The 17,828-nt window shown below is 26.1% G+C and carries 21 protein-coding genes and 1 tRNA gene; 6 read left to right on the forward strand and 16 right to left on the reverse strand.

The genetic code is table 11. The features are described from left to right. Window positions 1-2: 2 nt before the first annotated feature. The 8 genes from rpsJ to tusD all read right to left on the reverse strand — a co-directional run bounded on the left by rpsJ (window position 3) and on the right by tusD (window position 6,049). Entirely contained in the window at window positions 3-314 is a 312-nt protein-coding gene (gene rpsJ, locus RJT40_RS01810; RefSeq protein WP_343182715.1) for a 30S ribosomal protein S10, read from the reverse strand. 327 nt (window positions 315-641) lie between these two features. Then, complete coding sequence (tuf, locus tag RJT40_RS01815) at window positions 642-1,826, reverse strand: elongation factor Tu (RefSeq protein WP_343182482.1); 1,185 nt, start codon at window positions 1,824-1,826, stop codon at window positions 642-644. Window positions 1,827-1,837: 11 nt separating this feature from the next. Next, complete coding sequence (gene fusA, locus RJT40_RS01820; protein WP_343182483.1) at window positions 1,838-3,952, reverse strand: elongation factor G; 2,115 nt, start codon at window positions 3,950-3,952, stop codon at window positions 1,838-1,840. An 86-nt stretch (window positions 3,953-4,038) separates the two neighbouring features. Further along, on the reverse strand, window positions 4,039-4,509 hold the full coding sequence (gene rpsG, locus RJT40_RS01825) for a 30S ribosomal protein S7 (RefSeq protein WP_343182484.1): 471 nt from the start codon (window positions 4,507-4,509) through the stop codon (window positions 4,039-4,041). A 49-nt stretch (window positions 4,510-4,558) separates the two neighbouring features. Beyond that, window positions 4,559-4,933, reverse strand: coding sequence for a 30S ribosomal protein S12 (gene rpsL, locus RJT40_RS01830; RefSeq protein WP_343182485.1), 375 nt, complete (start codon window positions 4,931-4,933; stop codon window positions 4,559-4,561). A gap of 59 nt (window positions 4,934-4,992) precedes the next feature. After that, window positions 4,993-5,280 (reverse strand): sulfurtransferase complex subunit TusB, encoded by a 288-nt coding sequence (gene tusB / locus RJT40_RS01835; RefSeq protein ID WP_343182486.1) that lies wholly within the window; start codon window positions 5,278-5,280, stop codon window positions 4,993-4,995. 13 nt (window positions 5,281-5,293) lie between these two features. After that, window positions 5,294-5,653, reverse strand: coding sequence for a sulfurtransferase complex subunit TusC (tusC, locus tag RJT40_RS01840; RefSeq protein WP_343182487.1), 360 nt, complete (start codon window positions 5,651-5,653; stop codon window positions 5,294-5,296). A 6-nt stretch (window positions 5,654-5,659) separates the two neighbouring features. After that, complete coding sequence (tusD, locus tag RJT40_RS01845) at window positions 5,660-6,049, reverse strand: sulfurtransferase complex subunit TusD (protein ID WP_428994187.1); 390 nt, start codon at window positions 6,047-6,049, stop codon at window positions 5,660-5,662. Window positions 6,050-6,227: 178 nt separating this feature from the next. On the opposite strand from tusD, the gene tsgA reads away from it, so the two are divergent. Beyond that, window positions 6,228-7,394, forward strand: a complete 1,167-nt coding sequence (gene tsgA / locus RJT40_RS01850; RefSeq protein ID WP_343182489.1) for an MFS transporter TsgA — start codon at window positions 6,228-6,230, stop codon at window positions 7,392-7,394. A 9-nt stretch (window positions 7,395-7,403) separates the two neighbouring features. Here the strand turns inward: tsgA and trpS are convergent, their stop codons facing one another. From trpS to aroK, 4 genes are read right to left on the reverse strand one after another with little or no spacing between them, the layout of a single operon-like run. After that, window positions 7,404-8,405 carry a tryptophan--tRNA ligase gene (gene trpS, locus RJT40_RS01855; RefSeq protein WP_343182490.1) on the reverse strand — a complete coding sequence of 334 codons (1,002 nt, stop codon included), beginning with the start codon at window positions 8,403-8,405 and terminating at the stop codon, window positions 7,404-7,406. 37 nt (window positions 8,406-8,442) lie between these two features. Beyond that, the gene (gene rpe / locus RJT40_RS01860; protein WP_343182491.1) at window positions 8,443-9,114 is read right to left on the reverse strand and encodes a ribulose-phosphate 3-epimerase; all 672 of its coding nucleotides are present in this window, start codon (window positions 9,112-9,114) and stop codon (window positions 8,443-8,445) included. Window positions 9,115-9,168: 54 nt separating this feature from the next. After that, complete coding sequence (gene aroB, locus RJT40_RS01865) at window positions 9,169-10,263, reverse strand: 3-dehydroquinate synthase (protein ID WP_343182492.1); 1,095 nt, start codon at window positions 10,261-10,263, stop codon at window positions 9,169-9,171. 28 nt (window positions 10,264-10,291) lie between these two features. Continuing rightward, entirely contained in the window at window positions 10,292-10,813 is a 522-nt protein-coding gene (aroK, locus tag RJT40_RS01870) for a shikimate kinase AroK (protein ID WP_343182493.1), read from the reverse strand. Between the two features lie 192 nt (window positions 10,814-11,005). On the opposite strand from aroK, the gene RJT40_RS01875 reads away from it, so the two are divergent. Next, window positions 11,006-11,094 (forward strand) — tRNA-Ser (locus RJT40_RS01875). A gap of 57 nt (window positions 11,095-11,151) precedes the next feature. Here the strand turns inward: RJT40_RS01875 and deoD are convergent. The 3 genes from deoD to RJT40_RS01890 all read right to left on the reverse strand — a co-directional run bounded on the left by deoD (window position 11,152) and on the right by RJT40_RS01890 (window position 13,837). Beyond that, complete coding sequence (deoD, locus tag RJT40_RS01880; protein ID WP_343182494.1) at window positions 11,152-11,859, reverse strand: purine-nucleoside phosphorylase; 708 nt, start codon at window positions 11,857-11,859, stop codon at window positions 11,152-11,154. Between the two features lie 53 nt (window positions 11,860-11,912). Then, window positions 11,913-13,136: a phosphopentomutase gene (locus tag RJT40_RS01885; protein ID WP_343182495.1), complete on the reverse strand. Its 1,224-nt coding sequence runs from the start codon at window positions 13,134-13,136 to the stop codon at window positions 11,913-11,915. Window positions 13,137-13,237: 101 nt separating this feature from the next. Then, window positions 13,238-13,837 (reverse strand): NifU family protein, encoded by a 600-nt coding sequence (locus RJT40_RS01890; protein WP_343182496.1) that lies wholly within the window; start codon window positions 13,835-13,837, stop codon window positions 13,238-13,240. 93 nt (window positions 13,838-13,930) lie between these two features. Here RJT40_RS01890 and RJT40_RS01895 point away from each other — a divergent pair, with 93 nt between their 5' ends. After that, complete coding sequence (locus tag RJT40_RS01895) at window positions 13,931-14,695, forward strand: alpha/beta fold hydrolase (RefSeq protein ID WP_343182497.1); 765 nt, start codon at window positions 13,931-13,933, stop codon at window positions 14,693-14,695. Window positions 14,696-14,733: 38 nt separating this feature from the next. Here the strand turns inward: RJT40_RS01895 and ssb are convergent, their stop codons facing one another. Then, a complete protein-coding gene (gene ssb, locus RJT40_RS01900; RefSeq protein WP_343182498.1) occupies window positions 14,734-15,237 on the reverse strand; it encodes a single-stranded DNA-binding protein in 504 nt (167 codons plus the stop codon). Between the two features lie 139 nt (window positions 15,238-15,376). Between ssb and dnaB the strand changes: the two genes are divergently transcribed. The 3 genes from dnaB to ruvX all read left to right on the forward strand — a co-directional run bounded on the left by dnaB (window position 15,377) and on the right by ruvX (window position 17,812). Beyond that, complete coding sequence (gene dnaB / locus RJT40_RS01905; protein ID WP_343182499.1) at window positions 15,377-16,738, forward strand: replicative DNA helicase; 1,362 nt, start codon at window positions 15,377-15,379, stop codon at window positions 16,736-16,738. Between the two features lie 92 nt (window positions 16,739-16,830). Continuing rightward, window positions 16,831-17,394 carry a YqgE/AlgH family protein gene (locus RJT40_RS01910; RefSeq protein ID WP_343182716.1) on the forward strand — a complete coding sequence of 188 codons (564 nt, stop codon included), beginning with the start codon at window positions 16,831-16,833 and terminating at the stop codon, window positions 17,392-17,394. 1 nt (window position 17,395) lies between these two features. Next, the gene (ruvX, locus tag RJT40_RS01915; protein WP_343182500.1) at window positions 17,396-17,812 is read left to right on the forward strand and encodes a Holliday junction resolvase RuvX; all 417 of its coding nucleotides are present in this window, start codon (window positions 17,396-17,398) and stop codon (window positions 17,810-17,812) included. Window positions 17,813-17,828: the final 16 nt, after the last annotated feature.

Raw genomic sequence — 17,828 nt, forward strand, 5'->3', positions numbered from 1 at the left:
GTTTAATCTAAGCTAATTTGAACATCAACTCCTGCAGCTAAATCTAATCTCATCAAAGCATCTACCGTTCTTTCAGTTGGTTTAACAATATCAATTAATCTTTTATGAGTACGAATTTCATATTGATCCCGAGCATCTTTATCAACATGAGGAGAAATTAAGACTGTAAATTTTTCTTTTCTAGTAGGCAACGGAATAGGGCCTTTTACCTCTGCCCCTGTCCGCTTTGCTGTTTCAACAATTTCCAAAGTAGATTGATCAATCAAACGATGATCAAAAGCTTTTAAACGAATCCTAATTCTTTGGTTCTGCATAATCTCAGCATTCCAATTATATAAAATGAATAAATTATATTGCATATACTATGCAATAATATAATAAAAAATATTTAAAAAAAAATAAAATTATCATTTAAAATGTAAATTTTATAACTTAAAAAATATTTTTTTATAAAAAACAGAATGGTAAATACTATGCATATAATATATCACATTATAATATGTGATATATTTTTTTACACAGTATTTTATAATTAAAAAAAATAATTTTGAAGTATATCAACTATGATTATACAAGTAAAATATATGCTTCTTATACGAAATGTATTATGATTTAAATTGCATTTTGCAATAAATATATAATTAATTAATTATTTTTATTACCACTCCTGCACCAACAGTTTTTCCTCCTTCCCGAATTGCAAACCGTAAACCATCTGCCATAGCAATAGGATGAATTAATGTTACTGTCATTTTAATATTATCTCCAGGCATAACCATTTCAGTACCTTCAGGTAATTCAATAAATCCAGTAACATCTGTAGTTCTAAAATAGAATTGAGGACGATAACCTTTAAAAAAAGGAGTATGCCTACCACCTTCTTCTTTTGATAAAATATATACTTCGGATTCAAATTTTGTATGTGGATGAATACTACCAGGTTTAGCAAGTACTTGTCCTCGCTCTATTTCATCACGTTTCGTACCTCGCAATAATATACCAACATTCTCTCCCGCTCTTCCTTCATCTAATAATTTTCTAAACATTTCCACACCGGTACAAATAGTTTTTGTAGTCGGTTTAATACCAACAATCTCTATTTCTTCTCCAACTTTAATAATTCCTTTTTCCACTCTTCCGGTAACTACTGTTCCTCTTCCAGAAATGGAAAAAACATCTTCAATAGGTAATAAAAAAGGTTTATCTATGTCACGTTTTGGATTAGGTATATGAGTATCTAACGCATTTGATAAATCAATGATTTTTGACTCCCATTGAGAATCTCCATCTAATGCTTTTAATGCTGACCCTCTAATAATCGGTGTATCATCTCCTGGAAACTCATATTGAGTTAACAAATCACGAACTTCCATTTCAACTAATTCTAATAATTCTTCATCGTCAACCATGTCACATTTATTTAAAAATACTACTATATGAGGAACACCAACTTGACGAGCTAATAAAATATGTTCACGAGTTTGTGGCATAGGTCCATCAGTTGCAGCAACAACTAAAATTGCACCATCCATTTGTGCTGCACCAGTAATCATATTTTTAATATAATCAGCATGACCTGGACAATCAACATGTGCATAATGTCTATTTTTGGTATCATACTCTACATGAGAAGTATTAATAGTAATTCCTCTAGCTTTTTCTTCTGGAGCATTATCAATTTGATCAAAAGCTCGCGCAGATCCACCATAATGTTTAGATAAAATAGTTGTAATAGCAGATGTTAACGTAGTTTTCCCATGATCAACATGACCAATCGTACCAACATTAATATGGGTTTTTAATCGTTGAAATTTCTCTTTAGACACAATCTTTTCCTTTATTTATCACGTTTCTCAATAATTGTTAGTGCAATATTTTTAGGTGTTTCTAAATAACTTAGAAACTCCATAGAATAAGAAGCTCTTCCTTGAGTCTGAGAACGTAAATCTGTAGCATATCCAAACATTTCCGAAAGAGGAACTTTTGCAATAATTAATTTTCCTAACGAAAAATCTTCCATACCTTCAATAATCCCTCTTCTACGATTTAAATCTCCTATCACATCGCCCATATAATATTCTGGAGTCTCAACCTCAACTTTCATAATAGGTTCTAATAAAACTGGATTAGCTTGTTTAAATGCATTTTTAAATGCTATAGAAGCTGCAAATTTAAAAGCAAGTTCAGAAGAATCAACATCATGGTATGAACCAAAATGCAATCTTACTCCAATATTCACTACCGGATAACCGGCCATTGGTCCAGATTTCAACTGTTCTTGAATTCCTTTATCTATAGCAGAAATATACTCACTTGGAATTACCCCTCCCTTAATATCATTAACGAATTCGTAACCTTTTGACAAATTATCTAACGGAAATAAATCTATAACTACATGACCATACTGGCCTCTTCCTCCAGTTTGTTTAATATATTTTCCTTCAATATTCTTTATTGTATTACAAATAGTTTCACGATATGCAACTTGCGGAGTTCCGATATTTGCACTTACATTAAATTCTCTTTTCATACGATCTACAATAATTTCCAAATGTAATTCTCCCATTCCAGATATAATCGTTTGATTTGATTCATGATCAATACGTACTCGAAATGAAGGATCTTCTTTTGCTAATCTATTTAATGCTAAACCCATACGTTCCTGATCTGTTTTAGTCTTTGGTTCGATTGCAATAGAAATAACAGGATCGGGAAATTCCATTTTTTCTAAAATAATAGGTTTGTTTATATCACATAATGTATCTCCAGTAATAACATTTTTTAAACCAATGGCTGCTGCAATATCTCCAGCTCGTACTTCTTTTACTTCTTCTCGTTTGTTAGCATGCATTTGAACAATTCTTCCAAAACGTTCTTTTTGTAATTTCCCTGCATTTAAAACAGTATCTCCAGATTTCACCACTCCTGAATATACTCTAAAAAAAGTCAAATTTCCTACAAATGGATCATTTGCAATTTTAAATGCTAATGCAGAAAAAAATTCCTTGTCATCCGCACTTCGTGTTAATTTATTTATAGTATTTACATTACTATTACTTATTCCTTGAATAGAATCAACATCAATAGGTGATGGTAAATAATCAATAATAGCATCTAGTAAAGATTGTATTCCTTTGTTTTTAAAAGCTGATCCACAAGTGACTAAAACAATTTCATTATTCAATAATCTTTTTCGTAATCCAGTTTTTATATCTATTTCAGATATATCTTCATTATTTAAATATTTCTCCATAATATTCTCATTAAACTCAACTGCAACTTCAATCAAAATTTTATTCCATTTCTGAGAAATAGAAAGCATTTCCTCTGGAATTTCTTTATAAGTGAAACTAATTCCTTTATCTTGATCATTCCAATAAATTGCCTGCATTTTAATTAAATCAATTATTCCAACAAAATTATCTTCAACACCTATTGGTAACTGCAACGGAACAGGAGTAATTTTAAAACGTTTTTTCATTTGCTTAATTACTTTAAAAAAATCCGCTCCAATACGATCCATTTTATTAATAAAAGCAATTCTAGGTACCTTATATTTATTTGCTTGACGCCACACTGTTTCTGACTGTGGCTGCACACCTCCAACAGCACAATATACCATTACCGCTCCATCTAAAATACGCATAGAACGCTCTACTTCAATCGTAAAATCAACGTGGCCCGGAGTATCAATAATATTAATTCTATGTGATGGAAATTGGTTGTTCATACCTGTCCAAAATGTCGTTGTTGCTGCTGAAGTAATTGTGATACCTCTTTCCTGTTCTTGTTCCATCCAATCCATTGTTGCTGTACCATCATGTACTTCGCCAATTTTATGATTAATTCCTGTGTAAAAAAGAATTCGTTCAGTAGTGGTAGTTTTTCCAGCATCAATATGTGCACTAATACCAATGTTGCGATAATATATAATCGGAGTTGTACGAGCCATTTATATCCCTCATGAAAAATAAATTAACTAATCAGAATGTTGTAACATATAAAATCATTATATTAATAAAAAATCTCGTAAATATTTTACCATCTATAATGTGCAAATGCTTTATTTGCTTCTGCAATACGATGTACCTCTTCTTTTTTTTTTACAGCCGCACCTTTCTTTTCTAAAGCATCAGATAACTCATGAAATAATTTCATTAACATAGAATGATCTTTTCTTTTTCGAGCAGCATCGATAATCCATCGCATGGCTAATGTATTTCTTCGCATTGGACGTACTTCAACAGGTACCTGATATGTTGATCCACCTACCCTTCGGGATTTAACTTCAACAATTGGTCGAACATTTTCTAAAATTGCATCAAATACATCTAATACATGTTTATTTAACTTTTGTGATAATTTTTCTAATGCAGAATATACAATACATGATGCAGTAGATTTTTTACCATGCATCATCAATATATTAATAAACTTAGAAATAATTTCAGAAGAAAATCTTGGATCCGGTAACATTTTTCTTGATTCAATACCACGACGACGTGACATAAAAATTACTCCTTAATAAATATTTAAAAAATAAAATTATATCATTAAATTATTTTTTATTTTTTTTAACACCATATTTCGATCTACTTTTTTGACGATTTTTGACACCAGCACAATCAAGCGCTCCTCTAACAACGTGATACCGAACTCCAGGTAAATCCTTAACACGACCACCACGAATTAAAATAACTGAATGTTCTTGTAGATTATGACCTTCTCCTCCAATATAAGCTGTTACTTCAAATCCATTAGTTAGTTTAACTCTACACACCTTTCTTAAGGCAGAATTGGGTTTTTTAGGAGTAGTAGTATATACTTTAGTACAAACTCCTCTTTTTTGAGGACATCCTTCTAATGCAGGCACATTATTTTTAATAACTTTTTTTGTACGCGGGATACGAACTAATTGATTAATTGTTGACATAAATATCCTTTATTAAAATGATACAACTGTATCAAATACACTATACATTATATAAGATTCTACCAATTAATATACTTTTTATTTTTTTCAGTTAAGTTTACAAAATTAGCATAATTAATTAATTTAAATTTACTACAACTATTATGAATCATTCCTCGAGCAACCATATCTTCTTGCAAGACATATAAATTCTTTGATTTATTAATAATTTGATTATAAAAAAAATTATTTTCCAGAGCAATATATACACCATCCTGTAACGCAATAAAATTATCATTAGGCATAAGCATATTCAACATTGTATCTATATCAACCCTAAAAGGAGAATTAAATAATATATGTAACATAATTATACAACCTTCAAAAATTTAAAATAAAATCAAAATTTTCCATTTTCTTACGAATATTTCTCAACTTACAAATATTTACTTTTAACAAAAACTGAGTATCCTGATTTAATCCTCGAGATAATAAAGAATCGTAACATACATACAATTTTTGTATGTTAAAAATAGAAAACATTTTAAAAGATAAAGAATAATTTTTATGTAAAATAACATCAGGTTGTTGATACCGCAAAATTTGAAATACACCATCTCCAATAAAAAAAACTCCTATTTTACTGTTGTAACACGCCATAGACAAACAAAAGTTTACACCATATTTACCTAATCCTATTCCATATGGAGCATGTGAAAATACAATACCAATTTTTTTCATATAATATTAAAATTGTAATACACGATCTGATTGTAATATTGCTTTCATAAGCTGCCCTAAACTAGACAAATTAAATCCATGATGCATATTCCCATTTAAAATACCAAACTGTTGAGATATTTCTCTAGAAATAATACCTCTTTCTTGAGCTGAACTAGAACAAACATTTAATTTAATTTTAAAATTAGTGCTCAGTTTATACCACTGATGAACTAAATTAATTTCGTCATGATTTGTATTAACTAAACTGTTTCCATTAAAAACGCCATCGCTATAAAAAAAAATATTTTTAATCATATGATTTTTTTTTAATAAATTTTTAGAAAATAAAAAAGCAGTTTTAGAATTTTGTATATTACAAATTGTACTCATAACGATAATGGTATATAATAACATATTTATTATGAATGAATCAATTAATTAGATTAATTATTATAACATATAATGCTATATCAGTAAAAAATATAAATAAAATTTTATAGCATAAAAATTTTATGATATTGTCGTACAAATTAACATATAATATAAAAATTATGTTAAATAATGTACATAAAATTAATAAATAGGAAAGTATATGAATAAAAGAAATATTTTCGGTTTGACAATTATTAGTTTTCTATCATATTATTTTACAGGAGCGATGATTGTTGTTACCGGTATTGCACTAAATAGTATTGCACAATATTTTTATTTATCTGTTTCAGAAGTTAGTAATGCATTTACTTTTTTAAATGCTGGAATATTAATTTCAATTTTTTTAAATTCCACTATTACCACAATATTCTCATTTAAAGAACAAATTATATTAGGTTTTTTTTTAATCATTCTTGCAATTATCGGATTTGTTAAATTTCATACTATATTAATTTTTTGTACTAGTATGTTTATATTCGGTTTTGTTGGTGGTTTAACTATGTCTATAGGAACATTTATTATTACAAATATTTACCAAAAAGCAGAAAGAACATCAAAACTATTGATCACAGATTCTTTTTTTAGCATGGCAGGAATTATTTTCCCCGTTGCGGCATCTTGTTTATTGAACCATCATATTTTTTGGTACTGGATTTATATATTTATTGGATTAATATATTTTATTATTTTTATTATTACTTTAAATATTGAATTTCCAATATATAATGTTATGCATGCTAATCATGTCATTAAAAATGAAAAATACAAAACTAGTGTATTTATATTATGCGTATCTGCTTTATTTTATATATTAGGGCAATTAGGATTCATTTCATGGATTCCTGCATACGCAATACAAAATATTGGAATGAATATTCAATCTGCAGGAAAATTAGTGAGTATTTTTTGGTTATCCTATATGATAGGAATGTGGTTTTTTAGTTATGTATTACGATTTTTTGATTTACAATATTCATTAACTATCTTAACTGGAATATCTACAATCTTTATGTATTATTTTATACATAATACAGATATTTTATTACTTAATATACTTATTGCAATGCTAGGTTTTTTTTCTAGTGCTATTTATACAGTAATTATTACGTTAACTGCATTACAAACTAAAATACCATCACAAAAACTTATTAATTTTACTTTAATTGCCGGAACAACTGGAACACTATTAACATTTATTATTACTGGACCGATAGTATATACAATAGGTATCCCTGGCGCCTTAAAAATTGCAAATATACTGTACGGATTAGTATTTACATTATGCATACTGCTAGGGTTTACAAGTAATCATAAGAAAAATTTTTAAATATATGAATTATAATAATCCTAGAATATCATAAATAATCTTTATATTACGACGAGCTCTTTTTTTCGCTTGAGTTGCACCGTCACATAAAATATCCTTTAAAAAAGATTCTTGGTTTCTAAAAAAATAAAATCTTTCTTGCAATTCAGATAATTTTTGTGATATCAATGTTGCTAATATATACTTAAAATCTTTATATGAAGTATTAAAAAATTTTTTTTCTAATTTAAAAACACTATCGCCTGTTAAACTAGAATAAATATTTAACAGGTTAGAAATACCTGGTTTTTTCTTAATATCATAAAATATTTTATTCTCCGAATCTGTTACAGATCGGTTAATTTTTTTAAAAATTAAATCTTTCGAATCCATTAAAAAGATAACATTATTTTTGTTAATATCAGATTTAGACATTTTTATCATAGGATTTAATAAAGACATAATTTTTGCACTATGTTGGTTAGGAATGCATATATCAGGTACTTTAAAATGATCATGACAATATAATTTATTAAAGCGATTTGCGATCGTTCTAGTTAATTCTAAATGTTGTATTTGATCCTTTCCAACTAAAACAACATCACTATGATATAATAAAATATCTGCTGCCATTAATATTGGGTAACTAAATAAACCACAATTAATATTTTTCTGAAATATTTTAGATTTATGTTTAAATTGTGTCATTCTCGTTAATTCTCCAAAATAAGAATAACAACTAAGAACCCAATACAATTGACAATGCTCGGCAATCGAAGATTGCATAAATACTACACTTTTTTTTGGATCAATTCCTGCAGATAGATAAATAGACAAAATATCTAACTTAATGTTTTGTAAGTCAACTTTATCTTGAAATATTGTCATGGCATGTAAATCAGCAATACTATACATACAATGATAAATATCTTGCATATGTACCCACTGAGATATTGATCCAATATAATTACCAAGAGTTAAATTACCTGATGGTTGCACAGCACTAAACATATTTTTTTTTAATAAGATCATCATTTAACCTAAACCATTCATACTGATATTAATGTAATTAGCACAATATACTTAATTTACTTTTCATAAATTGAATTGTTTTTCTATAATCTGCTGCGTAAAATATTGCAGAACCCATAACTAAAATATTTGCTCCTGCTTGTGCAATATCATAAAAATTATTTATATTAATTCCACCATCTACTTCTAATAAAATATTTGGAAAAACATTTCTAATATATTGATTTAATTGATATATCTTATTCAAGACAGAAGGAATAAATTTTTGTCCAGGAAAACCGGGATTGACACTCATTAATAAAATTAAATCCAATTTATTAAAAAATCTTTTTAAATGATCGATAGAGGTATCAGGATTTACTGCTAAGCCAGCTTTACAACCATATTTTTTAATTAAATTTAAAGTTTCATTAATGTTACTACTGGTTTCAGGATGAAATGTAATAAAATCTGCTCCTGACGCCGCAAAAACAGGTATTAAACTATCTACTGAATTTACCATTAAATGAACATCAATAGGAGATGAAATCTTATACTTTCGTAATGATTGTAAAACCATAGGACCAAAAGTTAAATTGGGAACATAATGATTATCCATAACATCAAAATGAATCATATCCGCTCCTGCATCTAACACTTCTTGAATATTTTCTCCTAATCGAGCAAAATCTGCAGATAAAATAGAAGGAGCAATAAAAAATTTTTTCATTTTCATCTCTAATAGTTTATATGTAATAAATAAATAAATTTCAAATCTATAAAACTATGATCGATAACATAATTTAATAGCAGAAATAATAATTTTTTGATCAATATTTTTAAAAATTTCTGTTTTACCAATATCACATGGTAAAATTAAATTAATTCCATTCGTAGTATTTTTTTTATCTCTTAACATATATTGAATATATTTTTCTGGTAACATATTTTTTGGAGCATAGACCGGTAAACCAAATTGATTTAATAAATTTATAACACGTGTTACTGTTGTAGTAGAAATTAATCCAAGCAATTCTGCAGTTCTACAAGCCATGACCATACCTATCGACACAGCTTCTCCATGTAACCAATATGAATATTTAAAGTATGCTTCTATTGCATGTCCATATGTATGCCCTAGATTTAATAATGCTCTCATTCCTTTTTCACGTTCGTCTAAATGTACAATATGTGATTTAATTTCACAGCATGTACGAATACAATATAATAAATCATTTAAATTCATAGATAATAAATTCACAAAATTTTTTTCTATCCAAAGAAAAAAATTAAAATTAAACGAAATAGCATATTTAATTACTTCCGCAAAACCAGAAATTAATTGTCTTTTAGGTAAAGTAAATAAAAAATTAATATCTGTAAAAACTGCACTGGGTTGATAAAAAGTACCGATCATATTTTTTCCTAAAATATGATTAACACCCGTTTTTCCTCCTATAGCAGCATCCACTTGAGATAATAATGTTGTTGGTACCTGAATAAATTTTATACCCCGTTGATAAATTGATGCAACAAATCCAGTTAAATCACCAATTACTCCTCCACCTAATGCTAATAAAATAGAATTTCTATTATGATTATTTTTTAACAAATATGACAATAATAAATTTACAGAATCTAAATTTTTATAACTTTCTCCATCAGGTAAAATAAATTCATCTAATAACACTGGATACATAAGTATATTGTTTATGATTTTTTTTTTCCAACATTTCTCAATAGTATTATTAGTCACTAATATCAAACGATTTCCTGATGAAAAAAAATCAAAATTACTTTTATTTTCAAAAATATTTTTTCCAATAAAAATAGGATATTCATGATCTTTTGTTTTAACATATATACATTTTTTTGTCATACTATACTCATATAAAATTCCAGTAAATTTATATTTTTTTTAACATTTTAATAATATTAAAAACAATAGATTTTGCGTTTTTATTATCAGTATTAATAGTAAAATCAGATATTTCCTCATATAACGGTGTTCTTTTAATAGACAAATTTTGTAAAACCGTTTGAATAGATTCTGAACTATTTAACAATGGTCTATGTTTATCTCGTTTAGTGCGATCTAACTGTTTTTCAATTGCAACTTGTAAATATATCACAATACCACGAGAAGATAAGTTATTTCTAATTTTTTTTGAAATAATTGATCCCCCTCCAGTAGCTAATACAATTTTATTCATTTTAGTCAACTCATCAATAATTTTTTCTTCTCTGACTCTAAAACCATCTTCTCCTTCTATATCAAATACCCAACTAATATCCGCTCCTGTTCTTTTTTCAATTTCTTGGTCTGAATCGTAAAATTCCATCCCTAATTCTTTAGATAATTGTCGACCAATTGTGCTTTTTCCGGCACCCATGGGTCCTATTAAAAAAATATTTCTTTTTTCTATCATATTTTAGTATTTTAGTTATGTAATAAAATTACAATAATTGATGATTTATTAATATATTTTAAAAATACTGCTTATATAGTTTTATATTACTATAAAACTTTAAAATAATAAAATAAAATTCTTTTTTTTTTTTTAAAATCAATAAATAAAATATTGATTATATTTATATTTTATACCATAATATACTATCATGGTGAGATGTCCGAGTGGCTTAAGGAGCACGCCTGGAAAGTGTGTATATGCTTTGTTGCGTATCAAGGGTTCGAATCCCTTTCTCACCAAAAAAAAAAAAAAAAAAATAAAAAAAATTATAAAATATTTTTATCAAACTATATAATTTAACTTATTAAAGTTAATAAAGCAATTTTAATAATATTATCAAATGCATATGATCGATCTTTAACAGAAATCTTCTGATTTAAAGTTAAATGATCAGAAACGCAACAAATTGCAACGGATTGTATATTATACTCAGCGGATAAACTATAAATTCCAGCTGTTTCCATATCTATTCCTAAAATATTATATTTTTTTAACAAATCAAATAAAATTTTATCTTTTACATAAAATGTATCTGATGTAAAAAAATTACCAACATGTATACAAATATTCATTTTTTTTGCATAATGCATTGTTTTCATTAACATATCGAAATTTGCTATTGCAGAAAAATCATATTGATTAAATCGTACACGATTAAAACTGGAATCAGTACATGCCCCCATAGCAACAACAATATCTTTTAAAAAAATATCTTTTCTTACCGCTCCGCATGTCCCCACTCGAACAATTTTTTTTACATTATAAAAGTTTATTAATTCTTCAACATAAATAGCAGCAGAAGGTATACCCATTCCATGACACATAACAGATACCAAAACGTCTTGATAATACCCAGTAAAACCTAACATAGAACGAACATTTGTAATTTGTATAGAATTTTTTAAAAAATTTTCCGCAATATAAGTTACTCGATTAGGGTCTCCAGACATAATAACTAGTTCAGAAAAATCATTTTTTTTTGCATTGATATGAGGTGTATTCATAATTTATATATTATTCCTATAATATTTTCAATAAATTAATATTTTTAAAACATCTATAACATAGATACTCCATAAGACATAGAAGATAAATCAAAATAATTCGCAATTGTTTGCGCAATATCAGAAAAAGTTTTACGATGACCTAAAAAAACATTTTTTGTATGTTGATGATATAGCAAAATAGGAGTATACTCACGAGTATGATCTGTTCCACTCCAGGTAGGATCACATCCATGATCTGCAGTAATAATCAAAATATCATTTTCATTTAATGCATGTAAAATATTAGGTAGTTTTTTATCAAAAAACTCTAAACCTTTTGCGTATCCAGCAACATCTCTTCTATGACCCCATATAGAATCAAAATCAACAAAATTTACAAAAACAATTGTATTATCAACTGCTTGTTTAATTTGAATTACTGTATCATTAATTAAATTCCTTAATCCAACAGAGTGTATGTTTTTCGTAATTCCTACATTCGCAAATATATCCGAAATTTTACCTAATGCAATTACCTTTCCATTTTTTTCATCAATTAATTTCTGCAAAACAGTTTTTTCATGCGGAGGTTTTGAAAAATCTTTTCGATGACCCGTTCGAATAAAACTAAATTTTTTTTCTCCAATAAAAGGTCTAGCAATAACTCTTGTAATATTAAAATTTAAATCATCAAGAATTTTTCTAATACCAAGACACAATTTATATAATTCATTTAAACCAAAAAATTTTTCATGACATGCAACTTGAAAAACAGAATCAGAAGATGTATAAAAAATTGGATTATTCGTACGAATATGCATCTCTCCAAAATTATCTAAAATGTCAGTACCAGAAGCATGACAATTACCTAAATAACCTGATAATTTTAATTCTTTCATAATTATTTTTAATAATTTATCAGGGAAACTATTACATTTTTTTTTAAAATAATCCCATTGAAATAATACAGGAACTCCAGCAATTTCCCAATGTCCTGAAGAAGTATCTTTAGCAGTAGATATTTCACTCGCAAATGCATAACTACTAATAACATAATGAATATAATTCATACCATCAGGCATAATATTATGTATTTTATAATATAAATTTCCTAATCCTAAAGAAAGCAAATTAGGAATTTTTAATACTCCTGAACGATTTTTATTAGCTTTAGATAAATAACAAAATTCAGCAATATGTCCAAATGTATTCGATCCTACATCATTAAATTTCATTGCATCTTGACTATAACCTATTCCAAAAGAATCTAAAACTAAAATAAATACTCTTTTCATATTTAAATACCAAAATTACTTTAACAAAAAAAAAAAATAATAGTTGACTATAAAATTTACATTATAATCATAATAAATAAATATACTACGAAATATTTTTGTTATATAAAAGAATGTATTCCACGTGCATGCTTAGTAAGATCTTTTACTCCTTTAATACTTGGGAATTCTGATAGAATTCTTTTTTCAATACCATTTTTTAAAGTATCTTTAGACATCGTACAACCATTACATCCTCCTAAAAACTCAATCATAATATAACCTTCTTTAATATCCAATAAAATAATTTTTCCTCCATGCATATTCAACATAGGATTAACATGAAAATCAATGAAATCTTGTACTCGATATAATAAATCATTTTTTTTTAAAAATATATCTTCATTTTTATGAATTCCAGATAATTGAGATTGTGCATATGGAGCCATTAACATTAATTGTTGATCTAAATTATCATGTAATATTTCAATCTTAGCATCTTTAAAATAGGGTAAAATCATGGTTTTCACATAAATATTAAAACCATCATATTTCATTACAGTATCTTCTGTTGTTAAATTTTCTTTAATGTCATAAGAAATTTTACATTCAGCATATTTTGTTCCTGGAAAACTAATTGACATTCTTAAAATATTAGATTTTTTCTTTTTTAAAATTAATTTTTTAATATATATTTGTGCTTCATGAGAAATATTAATCATAAAATGATATAAAATTTAAATAAACATAACAACATTATATAATATTCATTATTATATTATTAAAAACTAAAATTATGTATTTTATTTTAAAATATGAAAATTGAAATCATTGGTAATAAAAAAATTCATCTAATTTTATTTCACGGATGGGGAATTGGAAAAAAAATATGGCATTGGATTAAGTTAGAATTATCAAAATATTTTACATTACATTTATTTGATATGCCTGGATACGGAGATAATTGCAATCTGTATGTACATAAAATTCAAGATCTGATATATATGATCAATCAATATATACCACAAAAATGTATTTTAATAGGATGGTCCATGGGGGGAATAATCACAAATCATTTAGCATTACAGTATCCAAAAAAAATAATGGCAATAATCAATATTTGTTCATCTCCTTATTTTATAAAAAAAAATAATTGGCCCGGTATAGAAATAAATTTTTTAAAAAATATGTTAAACGAATTGAAAAAAAATTATCGAAAAACTATCATTAATTTTTTGCAATATAATGTTCCAAACATTATGAAAGATATAAATAATTATAATTATATTCATAATACTTTATTAAAAAAACCATATCCTAAACCATTTATATTAAAAAAAAATTTGAAAATAATTAAACAGTCTGACCTAAGAAATAAAATTAAAAAAATTAAATGTCCAAAATTGAATATATATGGAGTTTTAGATAAAATAGTACCAATAGAAATAATATATTATCTTGAAAGAAAAAATACAAAATCAAAAATTATAAATCATACAGCACATTTACCGTTTATCTCACAATCAAAAAATTTTTGCACAATCATTAAAAAATTTATCAGTACTCTTCAAAATTTATAAAAATCAATATTATCAATTACAATTGAGATACTACATAATTAAAATGGTAATTCTTCATCGAAATTTACATGCGATATATCTTCATCTAATAATTTACTTTTTAACTGACTATCGAGATTTTCTTTTTTCGAAACAGCATGTACAGTTGTATCTTTATTATGTATATCTTCTTTTTTTTGATTAACAGTTGTATTACGTTGACTTAACATATACATTTTACCATTCATATTAACAATAATTTCTGTAGTGTAACGATCCATTCCATTTTGATCTCTCCATTTCCTTGTTTGTAATGAACCTTCAATATATACTTGAGAACCTTTATTTAAATACTCATTCGCAATTTCAGCTAATTTACCAAATAAAACAACTCGATGCCATTCAGTTTTCTCCTTCATTTCATTAGTTTGTTTATCTTTCCAATAATCCGAAGTAGCTAAACTTAAATTAGTTACAGCATTACCATTAGACATATATCTTATTTCTGGTTTTTTTCCTAAATGACCAATCAAAATTACTTTATTTACTCCTCTACTCGCCATATTTTATCCCATTATTCAAAAATAAAAAAAATAAATTGTTATTTTCAATATATATATATATATATATAATTTACTATTATATTTTAAAAACATTACCATTTTAATTAATTCAAATTGAATATTTTACTAAAAAAAAAAAATGACAAAAAAAAAATCTGAACTAAATAATATTATATCAAAACATATCCCTTATTCTCTAGAAGCAGAACAATCAATATTAGGAGGATTAATGCTAGATAATTCTCAATGGGATATTATATCAAACAAAATTACTATAAAAGATTTTTTTAATCAATCACATCAATTAATCTTTCAAGAAATGCAACTCCTCATCGAAAATAACTTTCCAATTGATTTAATTACCGTATCTGAATCACTAGAAAAAAAAAATAAATTAAACAACATAGGAAAATTTTCTTATTTATCAGAAATAATTAAAAATACTCCTAGCACTGCAAATATTACAGCATATGCTAAAATTGTAAAAGAACATTCAATATTACGTCACATTATTTCCATTGGAAATAAAATAAAAAAACTTGGGTATTATCCAAATGGGAAAACAAGTGAAGAAATTTTAAACATTGCAGAGTATAATTTATTAAATCTTATTCAAAAAAGGTCAAAAAAAAATCATCCTAAAAATATTAAATATGTACTTGAAAAAACAATTACTGTTATTGAAAATCTTATTAAATCTCCAAATCATAATATTACAGGATTAGATACAGGTTATAGCGATTTGAATAAAAAAACACTAGGTTTACAAAACTCTGATTTAATTATTATCGCCGCAAGACCATCAATGGGTAAAACTACTCTGGCGATGAATATCTGCGAAAATATTGCTATGACATCCAATAAATCAATTTTAATTTTTAGCCTAGAGATGCCAGGAGAACAAATTATGTTACGAATGTTATCATCATTATCACGAGTTTATCAAAAAAATATTCGGACTGGGCAACTTCAAGATGATGATTGGTCTCAAATTTCTGGAACAATAAATATATTAATTAAAAAAAATAATATATACATTGATGATTCTGCACAGTTAACGTTAAATGAAATTAAATCAAAGTCTAAAAAATTACATAATACAAAAGGATTGAGTTTAATCATGATTGATTATTTACAACTGATTAGTGTACCGCATTTATCAACACAACGAAATCTTGAAATTGCAGAAATTTCACGATCTTTAAAATCATTAGCTAAAGAACTAAAAATACCTATTATTGCAATTTCACAACTTAATCGTATTTTAGAACAAAGAATTGATAAAAGACCAATTAATTCCGATTTACGTGAATCTGGATCATTAGAGCAAGATGCTGATCTAATACTATTTATTTATCGAGATGAATTATATAACGAGAATAGTGAATTAAAAGGAATAGCAGAAATAATTATCGGGAAACAAAGAAATGGTCCAAATGGAACAATAAAATTAATATTTAATGGAAATTTATGCCGATTTGATAATTATTATCAAAATTAAATATAAAAATAAAATTTTAATATAATAAATATCTACATTCATATAAAATAAAATATATTATCAATTTAATCATTTGAGCTGATAAAGTGGAAATAAATTTACAAAATAATATTTTAATTGCTATGCCTGGAATTAAAAATCCAATGTTCCAAAAAACAGTTATATATATTTGCGAACATAATCAGGAAGGAGCGATGGGAATTATTATTAATAAACCATTAAAAAACTTAAAAATTAAAAATATTTTAAAAAAACTTAATATCATCACATCTTCTTGTTTATTTGGTCCAAAAATTTTTGATTCTGTCATGATGGGCGGTCCTCAATCACAAGACAGAGGATTTATTTTACATACATCCAATAAACAATTTTACTCAAGTATCAGAATTTCTGAAGATACAGTAATTACTACTTCAAAAGACATTTTAGAATCAATTGGAATTCTTGAAGATCCAAATAAAATACTAGTTGCATTAGGATATTGTACATGGGATAAAAACCAATTAGAAACTGAAATACTAAAAAATTTTTGGTTAACATCTTCAGTCAATGATGATATTTTATTTAAAATACCAACTGCTAAAAAATGGATGCAAGCAGTAAAAAATATTGGTATTAATCTTTACCAATTATCTAGTAATTTTGGTCATACATAATATGATAGTTCTATCATTTGATTTTGGAACAAAAAATATTGGTGTAGCAATTGGACAAAACATCACATATACAGCAAATATGTTAAACAATATTAAGGTAAAAAATGGAATACCAGATTGGAAAAAAATATCTTATATCATTAAATTATGGTTACCACAGGCGATTATTGTTGGATATCCATTAAATATGGACGGAACAAGACAAAATATCACAAAAAAAACAATAATTTTTTCTAAAGAATTACATCAAAGATATTTAATGCCAGTCATATTACATGATGAAAGATTAACTACAACGGAATCAAAATCTATTTTATATAATTCTGGTGGATATAAAAAATTAAAAAAAAAATACATAGATTCTCTTTCAGCCGCATTAATTTTAGAAAGTTGGATGCAACAAAACCACTCAAATTAAAAAATATCGGAACAAC

It is taken from the genome of Buchnera aphidicola (Shivaphis celti) (genome assembly GCF_039349365.1).
Taxonomy (GTDB): domain Bacteria; phylum Pseudomonadota; class Gammaproteobacteria; order Enterobacterales; family Enterobacteriaceae; genus Buchnera_L; species Buchnera_L aphidicola_AL.